Annotated in this window: 14 protein-coding genes; 1 reads left to right on the forward strand and 13 read right to left on the reverse strand. The window is 59.3% G+C overall.

Annotated elements, in window-relative coordinates; all coding sequences use genetic code 11:
- Nucleotides 1-14: 14 nt before the first annotated feature.
- From P6U31_RS28255 to P6U31_RS28315, 13 genes are all read right to left on the reverse strand, one after another.
- Nucleotides 15-731 carry a glycosyltransferase family 4 protein gene (locus tag P6U31_RS28255; protein WP_407185017.1) on the reverse strand — a complete coding sequence of 239 codons (717 nt, stop codon included), beginning with the start codon at nt 729-731 and terminating at the stop codon, nt 15-17.
- Nucleotides 732-1167: 436 nt separating this feature from the next.
- Complete coding sequence (locus tag P6U31_RS28260; RefSeq protein WP_407185018.1) at nt 1168-2370, reverse strand: glycosyltransferase family 4 protein; 1203 nt, start codon at nt 2368-2370, stop codon at nt 1168-1170.
- Between the two features lie 22 nt (nt 2371-2392).
- Complete coding sequence (locus tag P6U31_RS28265; protein WP_407185019.1) at nt 2393-3301, reverse strand: glycosyltransferase family 2 protein; 909 nt, start codon at nt 3299-3301, stop codon at nt 2393-2395.
- A 3-nt stretch (nt 3302-3304) separates the two neighbouring features.
- A complete protein-coding gene (locus P6U31_RS28270) occupies nt 3305-3889 on the reverse strand; it encodes an acyltransferase (protein WP_407185020.1) in 585 nt (194 codons plus the stop codon).
- Between the two features lie 18 nt (nt 3890-3907).
- Nucleotides 3908-4975 carry a glycosyltransferase family 4 protein gene (locus P6U31_RS28275; protein WP_407185021.1) on the reverse strand — a complete coding sequence of 356 codons (1068 nt, stop codon included), beginning with the start codon at nt 4973-4975 and terminating at the stop codon, nt 3908-3910.
- Entirely contained in the window at nt 4975-5925 is a 951-nt protein-coding gene (locus P6U31_RS28280) for a glycosyltransferase (RefSeq protein ID WP_407185022.1), read from the reverse strand. The genes P6U31_RS28275 and P6U31_RS28280 overlap by 1 nt, the downstream gene beginning before the upstream one ends.
- Nucleotides 5925-6893 (reverse strand): hypothetical protein, encoded by a 969-nt coding sequence (locus P6U31_RS28285; RefSeq protein ID WP_407185023.1) that lies wholly within the window; start codon nt 6891-6893, stop codon nt 5925-5927. Before P6U31_RS28285 ends, P6U31_RS28280 begins: the two co-directional genes overlap by 1 nt.
- Complete coding sequence (locus P6U31_RS28290; protein WP_407185024.1) at nt 6890-7834, reverse strand: glycosyltransferase family 2 protein; 945 nt, start codon at nt 7832-7834, stop codon at nt 6890-6892. The genes P6U31_RS28285 and P6U31_RS28290 overlap by 4 nt, the downstream gene beginning before the upstream one ends.
- 12 nt (nt 7835-7846) lie before the next feature.
- Nucleotides 7847-9154, reverse strand: coding sequence for an ABC transporter ATP-binding protein (locus tag P6U31_RS28295; protein ID WP_407185025.1), 1308 nt, complete (start codon nt 9152-9154; stop codon nt 7847-7849).
- A 9-nt stretch (nt 9155-9163) separates the two neighbouring features.
- Nucleotides 9164-10042 (reverse strand): ABC transporter permease, encoded by an 879-nt coding sequence (locus P6U31_RS28300; protein WP_407185026.1) that lies wholly within the window; start codon nt 10040-10042, stop codon nt 9164-9166.
- Nucleotides 10043-10229: 187 nt separating this feature from the next.
- Complete coding sequence (locus tag P6U31_RS28305) at nt 10230-12635, reverse strand: AAA family ATPase (RefSeq protein WP_407185027.1); 2406 nt, start codon at nt 12633-12635, stop codon at nt 10230-10232.
- A gap of 137 nt (nt 12636-12772) precedes the next feature.
- Nucleotides 12773-13279 (reverse strand): hypothetical protein, encoded by a 507-nt coding sequence (locus tag P6U31_RS28310; protein ID WP_407185028.1) that lies wholly within the window; start codon nt 13277-13279, stop codon nt 12773-12775.
- Nucleotides 13257-14138, reverse strand: coding sequence for a hypothetical protein (locus P6U31_RS28315; RefSeq protein ID WP_407185029.1), 882 nt, complete (start codon nt 14136-14138; stop codon nt 13257-13259). The genes P6U31_RS28310 and P6U31_RS28315 overlap by 23 nt, the downstream gene beginning before the upstream one ends.
- A 185-nt stretch (nt 14139-14323) precedes the next feature.
- Here P6U31_RS28315 and P6U31_RS28320 point away from each other — a divergent pair, with 185 nt between their 5' ends.
- Nucleotides 14324-17053 (forward strand): tetratricopeptide repeat protein, encoded by a 2730-nt coding sequence (locus tag P6U31_RS28320; RefSeq protein WP_407185030.1) that lies wholly within the window; start codon nt 14324-14326, stop codon nt 17051-17053.
- Nucleotides 17054-17100: the final 47 nt, after the last annotated feature.

Below are 17100 nucleotides of genomic sequence, written 5' to 3' on the forward strand. Positions count from 1 at the left end.
TCCAGGCCCGCCCTCTACGACCGATCGTTCCCGCGTCGCGCCAAGCTGTCGAACACGCGGACCCACTTCTCGGCGCCGGCCTCAGGGGTCAGGTCGCGAGACGTCTCCCGCGCATTCCTGCTCCACGCGTCGAGCACCGCCGGCCTTTCCGCCACCTGCCGAAGCGCAGCCGCGAGGCTCTCGACGTCTCCCGCCTTGACCAGAAGACCGTTGACGCCCGGCTTCACCAGATCCATCGCCGCACCCACATTGTCGGAGCAGATCACCGGAATCCCCGTGGCCAGCGCCTGGTTGACGACGACGCCCCAGCCGTCATGCCGGCTCGGCAGCACGAAGACGTCGTTGCCGGCGAAGAACTCCGGCAGCCGCCCGGGAGGCTGAAAGCCGAGATAGTCGATGCGGCTTCTGGTCTTCGCATCGACCTGGCGCAGCATCTCGGGAAGCTCGGCTTCCCGGCCGACGAGACGCAGCGTGGCGTCATGTCCTGACAGAACCAGACGGTCGAAAGCTGCGAGCAGGACATCGAGCCCCTTGCGCGCGATCATCTGACCACAGAACAGAAATGTCAGCGGACCTTCCGACCGCTTGGGCCGCTCGATGCGGTGAAATTCCTCGATGTCGCAATGATAGGGAATGTTGAAAGTCTGTTGATGCGGAAACTGGTCCTGGTAGATGCGCCTGGCAACTTCGCCGATGCCGACGATCGCCGCGGCCGTCGAGATCGGACTCATCAAATGGCGCTGGACCAATCCCTTCGCCCCAGTGTGGGCACGAGGGCGTTCCCCCCAGAAAATCCAACGAGAGCGCTTCAGTCGTGCGCGCATCAGCCACTGACCGGTCAGAGAGGTGTAACTGCTGAGAACGACGAAGTCGGCGTCCGCAAGGTCGGGGAGCCGCCAGTTGACATGGGCGCGCACCGGACCAATCGGATACCACGACCCCGGCAAGATGTGCTCGTATCGCGCGAGATCGACGGCCGGCCAAGGTGAATCGGGAGAACCGGCCTCCATGTAGTACACGTTCAAATCGATTTCGCGCCGCTTTGCCAACGCCGCAAAAAGATCCCGCTGATATGGCGACGGAACGATTGTAACGAAGGCCACCTTGTGCGGAACGACGTTCGCACGCTCAGGCGCGCTCGGTTCGCGGCGATCGCTCACTGCGGATTCAATCGATGAGCTCATTCCATCTCTTCCCGACACTGTCCAAGGAAAACTGAGCGTCGACCGAGGAGGCGTTCGACATTCTCCTCAATTCGGCTGGCTGCCTGAGTAGTTTCGTCAACGCCGACGCAATGGCGTCAGCGGACACTTCCGGTAGAAGCAACCCATTCCGCCCATCCTGAACCACATCGCCGCAGAACTTTGATGCAATGATGGGCAGATGCCAGCCTTGAGCCTCGAGCTGGGTCAGCCCAAATCCATCCGACAAGGTCGGGAAGATCATCAGGTCGGCATATTCATAATGCCCCGCAGTCTCGCCGTGGGGCACGTGGCCCATCCATTTGATCCGTGGATCGCGCAGAAGGTCCTCGGGAATCTCAAGCTGGATTGGCCCCACGAATGTAAACTCGATCGGCTCGCCCTTCAGCTTATCGATCGCCTCCAGGAGCGGCCCGATCCCCTTCCTCAAGTTGACCTGCCCGAGAAAGAGGACCCGCATGGGACGCGCCTGCGAGAACTGCTCCGGATAGGACCGCTGGGACGGCGCCCGCGAGGCCTCGTAGGCGAGCGGAATGCAGGCGATCTTCGACCCCTCGATCCCCTCTTCCAGCAGCGCCTGCTCGGACCATCGCGAGTTGACCACGATGCGATCGGCAAGCTCGCATTCTTCGCGCCAGAGCTGCCAGTATACCTCGGGCGGCGGCTGCCAAGCATGAGACAGACCAGACGCTTGATGAAGCTTTTGAAGAATGCGCTGCTCCGGCGGACCGGGGTCGATCTGCGCCAGCACCGTCCGCCAGCCGTGGCGACGCGCCCAGCGGAAGATGTCTCTTGCGGCATAGCTGTACGCCATGACCACTCCAGAGCCCCCGCAGGGCTTGCGAAGACCGGACAACACCCGCACGGCGTAGGCCTGAAATCTCTCGTTCCTCGCGATCATCAGGTTCCAGCCGCCCCGGCGCCGCGCTTTGGCGGACAATTCGAATGCCAGGCTTTCCCAGTTGGAGGCGCTGACCGGTGCGTCGGCCAGTTCGGGATTGAAGCGGGATGCCGCGCCTGCGCCAACGAGGTGGCGTAGAATGGATCCCGGCGGGATCCACAGGTCGGTTATCAAGCGGGCGAGATGCCCACTTCGGTGATGCAGCCGTGGAATTGCGTAATGCTCGCGTCCGCCGAGTTGACAGCAGACCCATTTCGCACTGCTCACATCCAATATCCTACAGGCCCAGCTATGATCCGTTAACCGAACCCTGCATTGTGGGCTTTGGATCGCGGGAGATTAATCTGAAAAAGCGAGATAGAACATCAGGATCAACCGGGTCTCTATATTGCCGAAACCGATAGCAGTCTAGCGGAATAGCCAGGAAACCGGCGATGATCCCTCGGAAGCGGCGGCGACTTGCCAGAAACCTTACTCTGTTCGCAACTTGCAGGACGCCCCAGCCAAGACGCGATGCCGGATAGTGCAGGAACGCGTAGAGCCCGAGATTGGTGATGCTGGCGGCCGTGATCACCGCAGAACTGTGGTGCTTGAGGTCGGTGTCGTGAAATACGCGCAGCGCCCCCACCTGGCAGATGCGCTGTCGTGCAGCGAAGAGCTGTAAGCTGACATCAGTCTCCTCGACGCCGTAGGCTACGGGCCGCGGGAGATACCCCCGGATCTTCCGATAGGCCTCGACCCGGATTGCGAACCCGCAACCCACAAAGCTTGGGCGCTCGAACATCCAGTCCGATAGTTCGGGCATTTCTTCGTTTCGGTGCCAGATCTGAGCGGCCAGCAACGCGACATCCTCGTTCTGTACGAACAGCCGCTCGACCTCGGAGAAGAACTGCTCGTCGATCGGATAGGAATCGTCATCAAAGCTCACCGCAAAGGGCGTATCGCAAGCCATCAGGGCGCGATGGCGCCCACCTCCGGGCCCGAGTCTTGTACTCGAACTCAACACGATAACGTCTGGGAACAGACTGCTGATTTCCGCGAGCGCATTGTCGGCCGGGGCATCGAGATGGACGATGATCTTGGCTGGCAACGGTCGGCAGAGCGCAATGCGCTCGAGCACCTTAATGACCGCGGTCCCCCGACCATAGGTCGGGATGATGACGGATACGGGTGCCCTGCCCTCCTGGCCACCAGCCATGGCTCACCGTCCCGTCTGCGGTATGGACCTGGCAGGAACGCCGGCGACGACCTCACTCTCGTTCACCGATCGCGTGACGACGGCACCTGCGCCAATGACCGCGTTTGCGCCGATCTGCACGCCCTTCAGGATGATCGCACCAGCGCCAATCCATACGTTCTGCCCGATCGTCACGGGCTGACTGACCAGCGGCTGATCTGCAAGACGCCTGTCTTTGCCGACGGCGTGATCATGGTCGGTAATGTAGCAGAACGGACCTATCATGCAGTCATCCCCGACTTCGATGCGATCGGACGCATCAAACATCGTATAGCGATTGACGTAGGTCCTCGCGCCAATATGAATCTTGGGCTGCTGTCCTCTATCGCCACTGCTGAGCAGGATCACGCCTTCGTCCAACGCAACACCGTCGGAAAGAACGAGATCCCAGGGATTTCTGGGTACGCTGACCCGCCGTATCCAGCAGTGATTTCCAATTTGCGCTCCGAGCAACCGGAGCCAAGCAATGCGCACGCGCATCGCTATCGCCCCTGGGTAGCGCATGATCCTGTTGGCGAACTCCTCCCCAATGCTCACGGCCTGGCCCATCCAAATACGCCCAGCATCTCAGGCTGCCAGGACACGCCTATAAAAGGCTGTCGTTCGCTCCGCGATGATCGGCCAATCAAAGCTCTTCGCCCGGATCCCGCCAACCCGTCCGATGCGCGCCGCCAAATCACGGTCCCCGTGCAGCGACAGGATGGCTTCAACCAAGGCATCCGCCGAACCCGGAGGAACCAGAACCCCGGCCTCGCCGACATACTCTCTGATGCCGCCAACATTTTCACTGACAATCGGCAGCTCGCAAGCCATTGCTTCCAGGATGGCGTTGTTGGCGGTTGCCGCCTGCAAGGTCATCAAGAGACACGATGAAGAGCTGTACAGACGAAGAAGATCCGAGTCGGACACACCGCTAAGAAGTCTGACATTCGCCAGCCCCTCGAGTTCTCGCGTCTTGTCGCGAGAGGCAACTACCACGAACGAAATTTCCGGACGAACGCTGCCGACGATCTTTATGACGTCCCTCAGCAGATCGAAGCGGCGACGATAGCTTCCGACGGAAAGGACCGTGAACTGCTCGCTGGCCGCGACTTCTGAACGATGAAAGTAGCTGAGGTCGATGCCGTGCGGAATGACCTCAATCTTCTCGTTGTCGACGCCGTGGTTCAGGAAGAACTCGCGTTGCGTCTCACTCATCAGGATAATGCCATCAAGGCTTCTTAGCCGGTCCGCCCGAAGCGTCTCGGGCAATGTATCGGTACATGCATGAAAGGTGGCGCACACCTTCGGCCGGCGTCTGCCGGGCAGACGATCGATGACTCCCCAATCACGCTCTCCCCACAGGAAGTGCACGAGTCCCTCGAATCCGATCTGACATTGAAGCCACGCACGAAGCTCCGGCTTCGTCGAGCTGAAGCGATACCAGCTTGAGCCCGTAAATTGATTGATCCAGCGCTGAGCCGCGCGTTCGACGACAGTCCTCGGCTCCCGCCTGCGGTTTCTGAGCAAAGCTGCATGCGGCACATGCTTTGCGAGCTGCGTATAGCCGGAATAAGCTCCTTGAACATCGCTGTCAGTCGCGAGGAGCAGATATGGATAGTCCTTGTGCCTATCAGGTGCTGCTTGCCCCGACATCAGGTGGTTCGGCTCCAGATACCGTTCCTGAGCATATGGCCAACGGCCTCGGCAGCCCGAAAACCAAATGCGTGAAAGACAAATCGATATCCGAGCGGCGCGGCCCGGCCGCGCGGCGAGAACCACCAGTCGGTCGCGAAAATCTGACGGATCAGGCCGACAGAACGCGCTCTATCATAAGCCCAGGCGCTCCGCGCTATCTCAAAGCGCGCGAGATTGATGGCGAACAAGCGGCTGGAAGTGAGTTCACCCCGGTTTCTGAGAAAGTCCTCGAGTTGCTGCTCGATCATCAGCCGACGGGTGTGGACCAGTCCGATGTCGCGCTTGCAGAGGGTCTGGTCGCTCCACTGGCGATACACGGCGCCGCTCTTCGCGCTAAAAGCAAATCGCTTGCCGCCCATGAGCAAACGCAAATATAGTTCATGCTCCTGACAGCACGGCTGCTTCGGATCCCATCCGCCGACATCCAGAATCGCAGCTTTGCGCCAAAGCGGCGCACCGGTCTGCGGCAACTTCCAACTGGCCAGAAGTGACCAATAGTCCAATGGTTCGGGTATCTCCATGACCTCTCGGCGAGCGCCATCGGACGAATAGTACTCCCAGATCGCAGGCCCGATAAGGACATCGACATCCGCCAGAGTCTGAATAAACTTGGCTTGGTTTTCTATCTTGTCCGGCAGGAGATAATCGTCGGCATCGAGGTACTGGACCCACTCACCTTGCGCGAGTTCGAGCAGCCGATTTCGCGTTTGATTCCCGCCTCGATTAGGCCCCCGCTCGCATCGGATACGATCGCCGTAGGACTGGATGATTTCGAAACTGCCGTCCGTCGAGCCATCATCAACGACGATGACCTCGACGTTCGGCCACGTTTGAGCCAACGCACTGTCGATTGCCTGACCGATCCATTGTCGCGCGTTGTAGCAGGGGATGAGGATCGAGACGAGCATCAGACACTGCTCCTCTGGGACAATGCCGTCGTCATGCCGACCGTCGTCTGGTCCGTCGTCAAAGGCAAGGGCTTCATGTCGAGGAGGCCTTGCTTGACGAGGCGAAGCATTCCTTCGCTGTACATCAGATGTCGCACGGCACCCACGTAATGGCGGAATGGCCGATCGCCGAGGCCCGGGGTGAGGTAGACCTGATAGTCTTGCGGCAACAGCTCCACACCGTAGTGCGAGCTCAACAAAGCAAACAGCGTCTGCTCGATCCGCCACGGATGGCCGTCCAGGATGCCATCCAGTCCGAGACACTCCTCAATCCGGTCGAGCCGCATCGAGTCCGGATGGACGACGCCAAATCCGGAGTTGATCTCTTCTGTGACGTCGAAACCGAGGCGCTCCTTCACGATCCTCCAGTCGAGCGAATATGAAGTTTCGACATCCCGGTTGAACGTATTGCGGAGATAGGCCGGATCTTCAGCGCGGTTCAGGAAGACCGCTGGTTCGCGAAAGAACAACAGATCGCTGTCGAAAAGCAGCATCCTCGGCGATCGCAGGCTCATCTTGAAATCGAACAGCTTGAGAGCCAATGCATTTGATTGCCGAAACGCCTCGCACCTCGGATAGCCACGAAGGAAGTCTCGCGCCTGGCGATCGGCGTCGGCGCGAAGCAGGATGCGGGCGGCCGGGAAATGCTTCCTGATCGCCTCCAGGCCTTCTGGCGGGACCGAACCGTCTTCGTGCACGCAGAGCGCATAGCGGCGGCGGCTGATGAAATAGAATGACTTCAAGGTCCAGATGAGGTTGATCCAATCCTGTGCCGAGGTCAGGACATGAATCTCGCACCGCGAGTCGCTCGTGTCGGTAACCGGTGCCGTATTCAGGATTCGGGGCCGCACGTAGTCGCGAGCATAGGCGACGCGAAATCCGCGACCGTATTTTTGGCGAAGACGCAGAAGAACGGCTCCGATGCTCACAACTTGCCTCCAAGGACGGTGTTCGAGAACAAAGGCTTCACCGAGGCGGTCAATCGAGTTCTGAAAGGACGCGCGAGCAGAACACTCGGATGGGACAATGCGTAGCCGGCCAGCCTGGCTCTCCGGCGCGCGGGGAGCTCGTTGGAAGCGATCGAATCGCGCACGCGTGGAAGGAATTCCGCGTGGTACATCCATTCAGCGCGAAGGCGGATCTGCTCTCTTCTTCCGATAGGAGTGCTCTTCGAGAACAGATAGGGCCGCACGACACCGAGGAGTTCATCCGCGGTACGTTCGGGCTGTGTTGACTTTTGCAGCGGATGAAGGCGGAAGGCCGCCAGGCGATCGCCTATGAATCCGGCCTTGCCTCCGGCAGCAAAGATCCGGGCCCAATAGTCGTAGTCCATCACCCAGTGGAGATCTTCGCGGAAAGAACCGATCCTCTCGGTCACACGACGCGTCCAGAAGACTTCTGGCTGAACGAAATTTCGTCCGCCCCACCAGACTGCCCACAAGTCCAGGCACTGTTCGAGGCTGCTGATGTCGCCTTGCTGCAACCTGACCAATTTCCCCGCATGATCGACGATCTCACATTGGCCGTGGATGAGATCGCAATCGGGATGGTCGAGCCAGTAACGTGCGACCTTCTCGAACGCCCCAGGCAAATAATAATCATCACTGTTGATATAGGCGATGATGTCGCCGGTGGCCTTCACCAGACCTTTGTTGATGGCATGTGTTTGCCCGCGATCGGGTTCACTCACCCAGTGGGCAAGGCGGTCGCTATAGCGCTTGATGATGGAAACCGTCTCGTCCGTGCTGCCGCCATCGATCACTATGTATTCGAGGTTGGGGTAACCCTGCTCGAGCACTGAGCGGATTGTCTGCTCAATGAAAGGCCCTTGATTGAAGGACGGCGTAATGATCGAGATTTTTGGAAGCATCCCCTAGCCCTCTCAGGAGATCATACCGGGTGGCCGCGACCACTCCAGGATAGGCGCAATCTGACCGGGCCTGGTCCCTTCGATGGTGTCCCACAACGGGGATTTCCCGTGGCGCAACCGGACCTGAAATTGAATCACCGCATCTTCTTTGACCAGCCAAACCACGTTGTGAATGCTGAGCCGAGGGCTGACATAAAAGGTCCCTTCATTCAGCAGGCCACTCGGAATTCGGCAACGCCAGACGTTCTGTCCCACGCGAGGTTCGAGCCAGTCCTGCCGCTGCGCATCGGTTTGATAGGTGCGGAAAATCGTACTCCCTTCGGAGTCGAAAAGATCGAACCCCACGCAAAACGTTCCGGCGGGAACGTCCGATACGGCAAACTCGAGCTCGATGTTGATATCCCCGTCGCTCTCGAAGATGCTGGAGGGCAGACCGTCGTCCCTCAACAGACGAACAGCGGTCAGCGCTACGCCATCCCGTTGCGGCGCCTTGTCGACGGACCACTCTCTTACGCCAGTTTCGGTCTGGCTGTCTGAAAGATAGCTCGCAACCACCTCGCGTGCCGAACCTTGCCGAGCGACACGCCCCCCTTCCAGCAGCAAGACCCGATCGCACAGCGACTGCACGGCCTGCATGTTGTGGCTGACGAAGAGCACCGTCCTGTGGTCCTTCGTTGCGACAGACTGCATCTTGCCGAGGCACTTCTTTTGGAACTCGGCATCGCCAACCGCCAGCACTTCGTCGACGATCAGGATCTCAGGTTCGAGGTGCGCCGCGATCGAGAACGCCAGCCGAACGTACATGCCGCTGCTGTATCGCTTGACCGGCGTATCCAGGAACCGCTCGACTCCCGCGAATGCGACAATTTCGTCGAACCGGGAGCGGATTTCGGCCCGGCTCATGCCGAGGATTGCGCCGTTCAGGAAAATATTCTCGCGCCCACTGAGTTCGGGATGAAACCCGGTACCGACCTCCAGCAGGCTAGCGACCCTGCCTCTGATGGTGGCCCGTCCGGCATCGGGCTCCGTGATCCGGCTCAGTATCTTCAGCAGCGTGGATTTTCCCGCTCCGTTTCGTCCGATGAGACCGAGCACTTCGCCTGCGCCGACGTCGAACCGAACGTCGCGGAGCGCCCAGTACTCCTCAAGCGTGTCGCCCTGGATGATCTGGCGCCCTGAGAACAAGTCGGCAGTGTTCCGCGCCAATGACCGGAATTGACCGACGATCGCGTCGCGCAGGAGATAGCTGGACGAGCTCTGTCGATGCCCCAGCCAATAGCGCTTCGATAACGCTTCTACCGATATGGCAACGTCACGCATCTACCAATCTCAAATCTGGTCGGCAAACTCGCGCTCGGTGGAGCGGAATTTCCAAACCCCCAAGGCGACCAGGCCCAGCGCAGCCACAACACCGATGGCGAGCGTGGAAGCTTCGGGCGCCGGCGCCCCCTCGATCAAGCACCATCTGAAGCCATCGATAACGGCAACCATCGGATTGAGCGCGTACAGGACGCGCCAGTCACTGGGGACGACCGCCGTGCTGAAACCAACCGGCGAAATATAGAGGCCCAGCTGTACCAGAAACGGGATCACGTGCCGAAAATCCCTGTACTTAACGTTAAGTGCCGCGAAAAAGAGCCCCGAACCCAGGCTCAGGGCGAAAGCCAGCATGAAGAACAGGGGCAAGTAGACAATGTGCCAGCCTGGAGCGACGCGATAGAACAGCATCAGAAACGCGAGCAGAACGATCCCGATCATAAAGTCGGCGAACGCCGTAACGACACTGGCAAACGGGATAATGACGCGGGGAAAATACACCTTGCTCACCAACGCGGAATTCTGCACCACGCTATTCGCCGCCTCGATGACTGACGACGAGAAGAACGTCCACGGCAGCATTCCCACGAAGACCATGAGCGGATATGGGACAGCGACACCGGACGGAAGCTGGGCAATACGACCGAACACGATCGTGAATATGAGCATCGTCAGCAACGGCCGGATGACCGCCCAGGCAACTCCGATGACCGTCTGCTTGTACCGGACCGATATGTCACGACGTGCAAGGACGATGAATAGCTCCCGGTAGCTCCACAGGTGCTGCCAGTACCGCCGGTCGATCCCGCCCGGCTCGATCGTTATGCTGTTCTTGTCCTGCGGGGCATCTATCAGGCGATGACCATCCGGGGCGTTGTCTACGAGTGCCATGAGCTCATTGGGCCCTGTTCAGGGCGACTTAGAAGTTGTTCAGCCGCCACAACTACCAATGGTGGTGGAATTCATCAGGCAAGGTCCGCCGCTGCCGCGGAACGGTCCTCCCATCCGTGCCGTTGACCGACGGAAGCAGCAGGAGGTCATGAGCAAGCAGCCCACATATCTTGCTTTATCGGAGTGATCAGGCCGAAAGCTCGGCCCGTCCGTTCGCAGGCGCGTTGCCCGGCACTGTCCCGTAGGAGTAGCCATAGTACATCCCGCCATACGTATCGTACCGCCCCATGGCCTCCACGTCGACTTTGTTCAGAACGATACCGGCGGTCCGTTCGTACACACCGGGGGCATGTCGCAGGGCGTATTGAACCGCGTCGATCTTGGTTTGCCCCCACTCAACCACCAGAAGGTAGGAGTCCAGAAGTTGCGAGGCGGCACGCACGTCGGTCGCAGCCAACAGCGGCGGAAGATCAACGATGACGTAGTCGAAGACCTTTCGAAGAGCAGAGAACAAGGTCGCGGCCTCGGGAGAGGCAAGGAACTCGCTTGGAGAGATTGCGGCTCTCGCAGCACCCGGCAGGAACGACAGATTTGTCGTCGGATCCGTCCAAATCAGCTCCTGAAAATTGGAATGACCATGGATCGCATCGACGACCCCGAGTTTCGCGTCCGGGGACAAGGCTCGCGACAGCGACGGATTGCGAAGATCGCAATCGACCAGGATGACCTGCTGCCCTCCCTGAGCAATCACCGTTGCGAGGGCAGCTGCAAGCGACGACTTGCCTTCGCCCGGAAACGCGGAAGTCACGCCCAGCACCCGGCGCGACTCGGATTGTCCCTCCAGCTCCAGGTTCAGCCTGATCATCCTGACCGATTCCGCGAGGATCGAATCGGGAGCCTGCTGGACCGTTCGCATCAGCCGAGAGGTCTTGTGTATCCGGCTCACCATCGTGTTGCGGATCACCTCCGCAACAGTTGCGCTGGTGCGGGCCTGCAATGCACGCGTCCGCGGGTCATTCAAGATTCCGAGCATGGCACGGTCTGTCAGAACCGGAACGAGGCTCAGACATTGCAGCGAGAGCGCGCTCTGCACCTGCTCCTTGGTACGGAAGCCTCGATCCATCAACTCGCGGAGCGCACCAAAACCCACGCCAATGCCGGCCCCGGCCAACAGGGTGGTCAACCAGATCATGCCCCGCTTGGGACCGGTTTGATAGACCGCCGCGGGAGAGATCGCCCGCGCTTCCGTGACAGGCAACGTCTGTTGCTGAACCGCCTCCGTATGACGTTGCAGGAAGTTATCATAGAGGCGTCGATAGCTTTGCGCGGTGGCTTCCAGGTTGAACAATGTAATTTGCGCCTGGTTCACGCCCTTTGATTGCGCGATGACGTCCGCAAGCGTCTTCTCCGCCGTCGCCTGCCGCTGGCTGGCGATCTCGTATTCGCTTTTCAGCGACTCCCGAATTCGGATCAATTCGCTCATCATCGAGCGCCGGATATCCCTGATCTGCTTCTGCAGATTGATAACCGCGACATGGTTCTTTCCATATTGGGCAGACCACGCCATTTCACGGTTCACAAGATCGAGGTACTGCTTGCGCAGCTGCCCGATAATGGAGTTCTGCATCGCATCGCTGGTGGTCTCATCGGCTGCCGCAATGGTCTCGTCGAAACCCGCGTCCGCGCTGGACTGACCGGATTTGATCACCGCATCGATACGATTCAGGCGAGCCTGAATGTCGGTAGCAGCCGCCTTGCTCGTGGCGAGCTTCGAGGTGGCATCCACCATTTCCTGGTCGGTGACCAGCCGTCCCGCAGCAGCAACGATGTTGTTCTTCGATTTGAACTCGAGGACCGCACGCTCGGCGTTGGCTGCATCCTCGCGCAGGACCTGCAACCGTTCCAGGAGCCAGTCGCTAGCGCGGCGGTTGGCCTGGTACTTCGCGGTCAGCTGATCGTAGATATACGCATCCACCATCGTGTTCGCGACCTTCACCGCTTGATCCGGATTCCGCGAACGAAACTCGACGCGCAGCATGTTGCTAAGGCCGACCCGCTTCACGTCGATGCGGCGCGTGAAGGCGCCCTGCGCCTCACCGATGCGCTCCGCTTCGCTCCTCGGCCGGTCAGATTCTGCAAGGCCGACCGCAATCAGCGCTCCGCCCAGTCCGATTTTCTTCAGACCCGCCGTTACGCCGACGGACTCGAGCATGGATGCGAAGACGCCGGGATCCTCTCGCAGGAATTCAGGGTCATCGGCAAGGCGAAGCTGCTTGACCACATAGGCGGCGACGCCCTGGGACTTCAGCACGCCGATCTGGTTCTCAACCCAGGAGGGGTCTCGCGATGCGTCGGGGACGAGTGAATTGGGAAACAGCTGGGTCACCCGGGGATCGACCATGATGGTCGACGAGGAGGTGTATGTCGGCTTGGCGAAGAAATGATTGATTGCGCCGAATGGAAGAGCGGCAGCAACACAAACCGAGATGATCATCCATCGGCGCCGCAGGAATCCGATGACAGTGTCGACCTTCTGGGCAAAGCTTGGTGCTGCCGCAGCCGGGTGCGTGGGCGATCCTGAAGTCGAACGCATTGGTACAATTTCGTTCACAGCAAGTTCCCAAAGCTAAAGTTAAAAGGGCGCTGTTGCATTTTAGCAACAGGCAATATTTCTTTAAACATATCGCGCTGCCGCATGGAAAGCGACATTTATCTGGCAATCAAGTTAATTCAAACCGATGGCGGCGTCCGATCGGCCACCGCCAATTCGTCCCAGGGCAAAAAGGATGCATTGCAGCTCTTTGGGGAAATAATCGCGTATATGGCTCTCTCGGCCGAGTTTATTCCCAGTTCTCGCAAGATCCGCCCCCAGAGGAAGTCCGAGACCGTACGCAAGGTCGGCTGCTCGTTGTAGATTTTGCCGCGATACAGGACGAGCACTTCGTCGCCGGGAGAGGCCTGACGTCGCACCAGATCTCGGTCCCAACCCATCGCAGGCGAGCGGACCGCCAGGATGCGGCAAACGCCCGTGGATGCAACGATCGATGCCTGGCCCTCTGCGGCATGTTCCACGACCGAGACCCTGAAGTGCTGACGGGTGAGAAAATCAGCCAATCTCGCTTGTGCCGCCGTCGTTGGGTTTTCGCTGGAGGTCGCCGGCTTGAGCAACAACTTGAAGCCGAGCGTCGATATCAACGCCGCCCCCAGCAGAAATTTAAATCCGCGCGAATATTTCACGTCTGGCTCCAATAAGGCTGAACGTGACCATCAATATCAGCATGACGGTATTGGTCACGAGATCACCCCACTGATTATGGATCGCGGTGTACCAGGACTGCCCCAAACCCATCAGGCTGATGCGCGTGACATTGACCGCAACGACGGAGAGACAGGCGAGACCGGACCAGAGCAGGTCAATTCTTGACCATGAATGCCGAACCCATTGCGAGATGCTGATCCAGCAGAGAAACGCCAGCGACATGTTCGCCAGCGACGAACAGGGCGCCAACACGATCATGTAGCCGGAGCCGTCTACAAACCGCACCATGTTTCCGGCACGCGAGGAATCCAGCACGGTGGCGACCAGCAGCGCATCGATATCCAAGATGGTCTTGGCGAACATCTGAAACAGCAGGCGGCTCCAGAACATCGGAACAGCGAGCGCGAATAAAATGATGGCGCCGCGCACCCGATCAGGATTATCGGAGGCGAACAGCACGATATAGACACTGAGACCGGTCACGGCGATCCAGCTCAATGGATAGATCGGAAGCGCGACCAGGATCAAGAAAACCGCAGCTAACGCAACGTCCCATTTCCTGATCTGCTGCGTCCCAACACCCTGTCGAGCGCTGGAGAACATCATCGACAGACCCGCAAAGCAGGCAAAGAACACAATCGCGTTGATGTCGATGCTCAATGCGGACGCCAACGCGCTATCGGCATGAATGGCCTGGATGAAGCGGCCCAACAGTCCGTTGGCGCAAGCAACGACGTAAAGGGCACAAAACAGCTCGTCGCGCTGCAGGCTGAGCCAGGCCGGCCTCCCCTCGGCTCGGCTTGCAGTTAACGAAGATTGGACAACTTCTATTGACACTGAAGGCTCCCCGCCCCTTGTATAAACTGCTTCAAAAGACATGTAGAACAATGATTTCTTCTGTGGTTTTGGAGTAGCACAAAACCATCGGCATCTGCCAAACACTATTATGTAAAACGATTAATCTGGCCGCCGAAAGCGTGAAATTATGACCTTTTTAGGCGGTCATTTTTGAGGGTTCCCCAATGCGGCGCGCTCCTTCCCTGTTAATGGCCCTCCTGGTGCCGCTCCTTGCGGCGGCCTGCGGCCGGCCGGAGTCCAAGGCCGACACCTTAAAGGACCTGCTCGCAGCGGGCGAAAATGCCCGCATTAACAACCAGTTCGACGTAGCGGAAAAGAACCTGAGGGCTGCCTTGCGGCAGAGCCCGTCCCAGCCGGAAGCCATCCGTGGACTGGCTCTGCTCTACAGCGAGCAAGGCCAGTGGCCGGTTGCAGTTCCGTTCCTGAAGCAGGCCGCCGAACTGAAGCCGGACGACGCAGAAATTCAAACGAAGCTCGGCCTCGCGCATCTTCTGACCCGTGAGTTCAAGGCCGCCAGGGAGGTCGCGACAAAGGCGCTCGAGCTGGCGCCCAAGCAGGAAGACGCAGCGATTCTGCTTGCCGATAGCGGCGACACCAGCAATGCCATCAACGACATCCGGGGCATCCTGGATGAACTGACGACGAAGAATGGCGACCAGGCGGGCTACCATGTCGCGCGAGGCGTGCTTGAGGCCCGTCAAGGCAACGACAGCGCGGCCGAACAGCAATTCCAGGAGGCGCTCCGCCTCGATCCGAAATCCTCTGGCGCGCTGACGGCGATGGCCACGCTCAACTGGAAGCGAAAGGATTTGACGGCTGCCGAGACCGCCTATCGCGCAGCAACGGAGCTCGAGCCGCCGCGATATGCTGCCACGATCCGATATGCTGACTTCCTGATTGCCACGAACAATCTGGATCGTGCGCGCGAGGTCTTGCAGAAACTGAACGAAAGATCTCCGTCGTATCTGCCGCCCCGCGTGGTGCTGATGAAGTTGGCATGCTCTGCCAAGCAGGATGATGCGTGTGTCAGCCGGGTTCAGAACGTGCTGTCGCAGGATCCTATCAATTTCGATGCATTGTTGATCAGCGGAAATATCAGCCTCGAAAAGAACGATCCGACTGCCGCAATAAGATCGTTCGACCAGGCGCTCAAGCTTAGCGGCCAAAGCCCTCAACTCTTGTATAGCCTCTCGCGTGCGTATTTGATGGTCGCGCGCACCGTCGACGCGGTAAATGCCCGCAAGTATGTTGACAGCGCCGAGGGCCTGCTCACATCCGCTCTTCAGCTTGCACCCAACTTTGATCAGGCAGCCCTGCTTCTCTCCGATTTGAAGATTCGCAAGGGCAGCGGAGCCTCTGCCGTCGATCTCCTCACCCCCCTGATCGCCCGGCAACCAAGTCCGGAGGCGTATAACTTGCTCGCTGCTGCTTATCTGTCGCAGCAAAACACCGACAGTGCACTCGAGGTATACCAGCGGATGGCCGGACTGTTTCCGAAAAACCCGCTGCCGCATCAGGCGATGGGTGCGATCTATGTCGCCAAGGGACAAGCAGCAGAGGCCCGGCAAAGCTTCGAGAAGAGCTTGTCGATCTCGCCCGATTTCGGGCCGGCAACGGAAGCGCTGGTCACCCTCGATGTACAAGCCGGAAATTTCGATGCGGCGTTGGCGCGCGTAAAGCAGCAACTCGACAAGCACCCTGCCGAGGCCCAGTGGTGGGGCTTGTCCGGAAAGGTGAAGCTTGAAAAGCGCGACTATGACGGCGCCGAACAGGATTTGGCCAAAGCGCTCGAAATCGATCCTGATCTGGAGCTAGCCCAGCTGCTGCTCGGGCGAACATATATCGCCGCGAACAAGCCTGAGATGGCGATCAAGAAGCTCACGGAGATCACGACCCGAAAGAAGACCGTGGCTCCGCTCATCCTCCTGGCCAGTCTCCAGGAGCAGCAGAAGAACGTCCAGGCTGCGCGAGAGACCTATGAGTCGGTGCTGACGGTGGCTCCCACCAATGCGATGGCTTTGAATAATCTGGCCGTCATTTATTCCAATCAGGGCGAGCTGGAGAAGGCATCGGACCTGGCCAAGAAGGCACAGGATGCAGCTCCGAGCGACTCCAGGATCGGCGACACGTTGGGTTGGATCCTGTACAAGAAGCACCAGTACCGCGAGGCGTTATCGCTGCTGCGTGACAGCGCGTCCAAGAACCAGAACGATCCAGACATCCAGTTTCATTACGGAATGGCCGCCTACGCGACCGGCGACGAGAGCGCTGCCGCAGCTGCTTTTGGAAAAGTGGCGCAATCCGACGTCGATACGCCGTCACGATCAGAGAGCAAGCGCCGTATCGACTTCCTGTCGTTGGGAAGCGGCGGCGCCATGCCGGATGAATCTCGGATCAAGAGCTTCCTGAAGGACTATCCGGACGACCCCGTCGCGCTCAGGCGACTGAGCGAGCTCACCTCGAAAAAGGGGGACGCCGATGGCGCCATCCAGGGCTACGAGAAGCTGCTTGCAATGTATCCCGAGTTCGCACCTGCTGCGCGAGAGCTGACGCTGCTCTATGCCGGCAAGACAGCCAACAATCCGAAGGCTTTGGAAGTGGCCTTGAAGGCGCGGCAGAGCTATCCGAGTGACCCCGAGGTCGGACGGGCAGTTGGCATTCTTCAGTTCAAGGCGGAGAACTATCCTCGCGCGGTCGAGCTCCTGAAGGAGGTTGTCAGCAAGCGCCCTGAGGACGCAACTGCGTACTACTTCCTCGGCAAGAGCTATCACGAGCTCAAAGACCGGCCGCAATGCAAATCTGCTCTCGAGCGATCCATTGCTCTCAACGTTGAGCCGCAATTCGCAGAATCCGCTAAATCCGGACTTGCCGATTGCACGGAGCCGTCACAATAGCACGGTCTCCGCGGTGCATGTTCAGCCGCTTGCTTCCTTCACACTTC

The organism is Bradyrhizobium centrosematis (assembly GCF_045571495.1).
Taxonomy (GTDB): Bacteria; Pseudomonadota; Alphaproteobacteria; order Rhizobiales; family Xanthobacteraceae; genus Bradyrhizobium; species Bradyrhizobium centrosematis.